Origin of the sequence: Mesorhizobium sp. M7A.F.Ca.CA.004.04.2.1 (assembly GCF_004022825.1) — a bacterium.
Taxonomy (GTDB): Bacteria; Pseudomonadota; Alphaproteobacteria; order Rhizobiales; family Rhizobiaceae; genus Mesorhizobium.
The window spans coordinates 1-3,559 of sequence record NZ_RZPH01000643.1; the positions used below are offsets into that span (position 1 = coordinate 1).

At 63.7% G+C, this 3,559-nt stretch carries 4 protein-coding genes; 2 read left to right on the forward strand and 2 right to left on the reverse strand.

Annotated elements, in window-relative coordinates:
• Positions 1-385: hypothetical protein (locus EN893_RS24425; RefSeq protein ID WP_245490893.1), on the reverse strand; the 385-nt coding region annotated here is incomplete at its 3' end.
• Positions 386-591: 206 nt separating this feature from the next.
• Positions 592-1,461, reverse strand: coding sequence for a helix-turn-helix domain-containing protein (locus tag EN893_RS24430; RefSeq protein WP_023810826.1), 870 nt, complete (start codon positions 1,459-1,461; stop codon positions 592-594).
• A 92-nt stretch (positions 1,462-1,553) separates the two neighbouring features.
• On the opposite strand from EN893_RS24430, the gene EN893_RS24435 reads away from it, so the two are divergent.
• Both EN893_RS24435 and EN893_RS24440 read left to right on the forward strand, forming a co-directional pair.
• Positions 1,554-3,098 carry a 4-hydroxyphenylacetate 3-hydroxylase N-terminal domain-containing protein gene (locus EN893_RS24435; RefSeq protein ID WP_127268204.1) on the forward strand — a complete coding sequence of 515 codons (1,545 nt, stop codon included), beginning with the start codon at positions 1,554-1,556 and terminating at the stop codon, positions 3,096-3,098.
• Between the two features lie 5 nt (positions 3,099-3,103).
• A partial coding sequence (locus tag EN893_RS24440; RefSeq protein ID WP_127372985.1) for a flavin reductase occupies positions 3,104-3,559 on the forward strand: 456 nt, incomplete at its 3' end.

A 3,559-nucleotide genomic window follows, 5' to 3' on the forward strand; every position in this document is an offset into this window, starting at 1 on the left:
TGCTGACACAAAGCGCGTCGCGCCTGTTCGGCAAATTGTTGTCGCCGGCATAGGCAACTTCGGCGACGCGGCCGTCGACCATGCGAATTTGCGTGTCGCAATAACCGCCGGGAGCGACATTGACGGAGCCGCCGACCGCCGGGATCGCGCCTACCGCTAGAGTCGGAACCACAATGCTGAGATTGCCGCGCTGGACGATGCGCTTGTAGGTCCAGATCTGGCCCGATCGGCCGGCGTTGGCGGTGGCGGTCGGAAACCCGGCGCACATTCGAACATCGGCTTCGCTGAGGCCGACCATCTCCTTGCGGGCGGCCGCCGCCGTTGGATCAACCTTGGCGATACGCGACGTATCGTCGGGAACGACGCAGGAAGACTGGATTCCCACACAGAGAACAGCGAGGGCAAGCTTTTGAATGCAGGAAAATATCATGCCGACTGTCAGATTGGCCCGATGTCAGATTTGCGTGGCGCCCGCCGCTCCTTTCTACCTAGGCAGACAGGCGAAGGGATCAACCCGTTCAGCTTCACGAAAAAGTGGCTGTGGCTGCAACATCGAGGATTGCGCATCACGGGTCTGCATCTCACGCAGGACTAATGGCCCTGCAAGTGCTTCCGGCGCCAGGCGGCGGGCGCTTCGCCGACCCGCGCGCGAAAGAACCGTGAAAAATACGCCGGGTCGTCGAAGCCGATCTCGTAGGCGATGTCCTCCACCGTGCGTACGGTAAACAGCAGCAGACGCTTGGCCTCCAGCAGCCGCCTTTCGCTGACGACCCGCTTGACGCCGGCGCCCAGCACAGCATGGGCAGCCTTGTCGAGAAGATGCGGCGTGGTGGCCAGCGCCTCGACGTAGCGATCGACCGGCCAGTTGTCGCGGAAATGCGTGTCGGCGAGCCGGCGCAGGCCCCGCGCCAGCGAAGCATCGGAAGAGGCAGCGGAGGCGGTCACGCCGGGGCTCAGGCGCGCAATGTGGGAGAGTGCGACGGCGATCAGCGCCGGCAGGACCCTGTCATTGCCGGCTTGCGCCTCGGCATATTCGGCGGCGATCATCTCCAGCACCGCCGCCAGTCTCGCCCACGCCGCGTGTCGTGGCAGACCGTCGGCAAAGACCGGCCTGTCCAGCGGCAGCAGGCTGTGAGCGGCGATGGCCGCGAGCGCGCCGTCGGCGACCGAGACGACGATGGCGTCGGTGCCGGGTCCGATCGAGAAGCCATGCACGACAGCGCTCGGCACGAAGCTGACGGCAGGCGCCGAAAAGTCCCAGGATCGGTCTTCGATACGGTAGGTGCCGGAGCCGCTGGTCCAGTAGGTGATCTGGCCCATCTGCGGATGCTTGTGCGCCGCAACCTGACCAAGATGGATATTGCTGCGCGCAAGCACCGTCTCGACATGCAGGAAACCGACATCGAGCGGCCTCACCGGCTCGCCATAGACGAAGAAGTCGGGGATGGAATTCTGGCTCATGGCGCCTGAAAAAGTCCAATCGGTTTTGCCGTTCCGTCCATAACCGAAGCATGCCCAAGGCGCTAGTGTTGCGACTCAAGAGGAGGACCATCATGCGATCAGAAGACTTCCGCACTGATAAGGCACGGCCGTTCACCGGGGCTGAGTATCTGGAGAGCCTGCGCGACGGCCGCGAGGTCTATATATACGGCGAACGCATTGCCGATGTCACCACGCACCCGTCGATGCGCAATTCGGCGCGGTCGCTGGCGCGCCTCTACGATGCGCTGCATGATCCCCTGCGGCGGGACACGCTGACCTCGCCGACCGACACCGGCTCGGGCGGCTACACCCACAAATATTTCCGGGTCGCCAAATCCTCGGCTGAGCTTGTTACCCAGCAGACGGCGATCGCCGAGTGGTCGCGCATGTCCTATGGCTGGATGGGGCGCACGCCCGACTACAAGGCGGCGCTGATGAACACGCTCGGCGCCAATGCCGACTGGTACGGGCCGTTCAGGGACAATGCTCTGTCCTGGCACAAACGTGCGCAGGAAGCCGCACTGTTCATGAACCATGCCATCGTCAATCCGCCGATCGACCGCCACAAGCCGGCCGAACAGGTGAAGGACGTCTTCGTCCACATCACCAAGGAGACGGATGCCGGCATCTATGTCTCCGGCGCCAAGGTGGTGGCGACGTCCTCGGCGCTGACCCACTACAATTTCCTGGCGCAGGGCTCGGCGACGATCACTGAGGATCCGTCGCTGTCGGTGATGTTCATCGTGCCGATGAATGCACCGGGGATAAAGATGTTCTGCCGCGTCTCCTACGAGCAGACGGCCAACACGGTGGCGGCGCCCTTCGACTATCCGCTGTCGTCGCGCTTCGACGAGAACGATGCGATCCTGGTGCTCGACAATGTCTTCATCCCCTGGGAGGACGTGCTGGTGCTGCGCGATGCGCAGAAGATCCTGTCCTTCCACCCGGCATCCGGCTTCATGCATGGCTACTGCTTCCAGGGCTGCACGCGTTTCGCCGTCAAGCTCGACTTCCTCGCCGGCCTGCTGGCCAAGGCGCTGCGCGCCACGGGCGGCGATGCTTTCCGCGGCAACCAGGCGGCACTGGGCGAGGTCATCGCGCTCAGGCACATGTTCTGGAGCTTTTCCAACGCCATGGCCTACAACCCGATCCCGTGGGCGAATGGCGCGGTGCTGCCCAATCTGGAAGCCGCGCTCGCCTACCGCACCTTCATGTCGGAAGCCTATCCGCGTGTCATCGACACCGTGCGCCGGGTGATCGCGTCCGGGCTGATCTACCTGCCGTCGTCGGTGCGCGACTTCAACAACCCCGAGATCGACAAGTATCTGGCGCAATATGTGCGTGGCTCCAACGACATGGGCCACATCGAGCGCATCAAGATCATGAAGCTTTTGTGGGACGCGACCGGCACCGAGTTCGGCGGCCGCCACGCGCTCTACGAGCTCAACTATGCCGGCGCGCCGGAAGAGGTGCGGCTGCAGGTGCTGAAAGGAGCTGAACGCGGCGGGCGGCTGAAGGCGATGGAAGAGCTCGTCGACACCTGCATGGCCGACTATGACGAGAATGGCTGGACGGGCGATACCTGGTTCAATCCGCTTGTCTCAACGGCCGAGTGAATTAGATGGCCACGCAGATTTCGAAAACCGATTTCCGCGACGCCATGGCGAGGGTCTGCGCGCCGGTCAACATCGTCACCACCGATGGGCCGGCAGGACGCGGCGGCTTCACCGCCACCGCCATGTGCAGCGTCTCCGACGAGCCGCCGACGCTGCTGGTCTGCATGAACGGGCGCTCGACGCAGGCCGCCATGTTTCTGTCCAACCAGCGCTTCTGCGTCAACGTGCTGATGCATGACCACATGCATCTGGCGGGAAAATTCGCCGGCGCGACCAGGGACATGGAGGCACGCTACGCCTCGGCGCGCTGGCAGACGCTGACCTCCGGCACGCCGGCGTTGTCGGATGCGATCGTCAATTTCGATTGCGAGATTGAGACTGTGCATGTCGTCGGCACGCACAATGTCATGATCGGCCGCGTCATCGATGTCCGGCACGGCAGCGGCGGCTCGGCCCTGCTC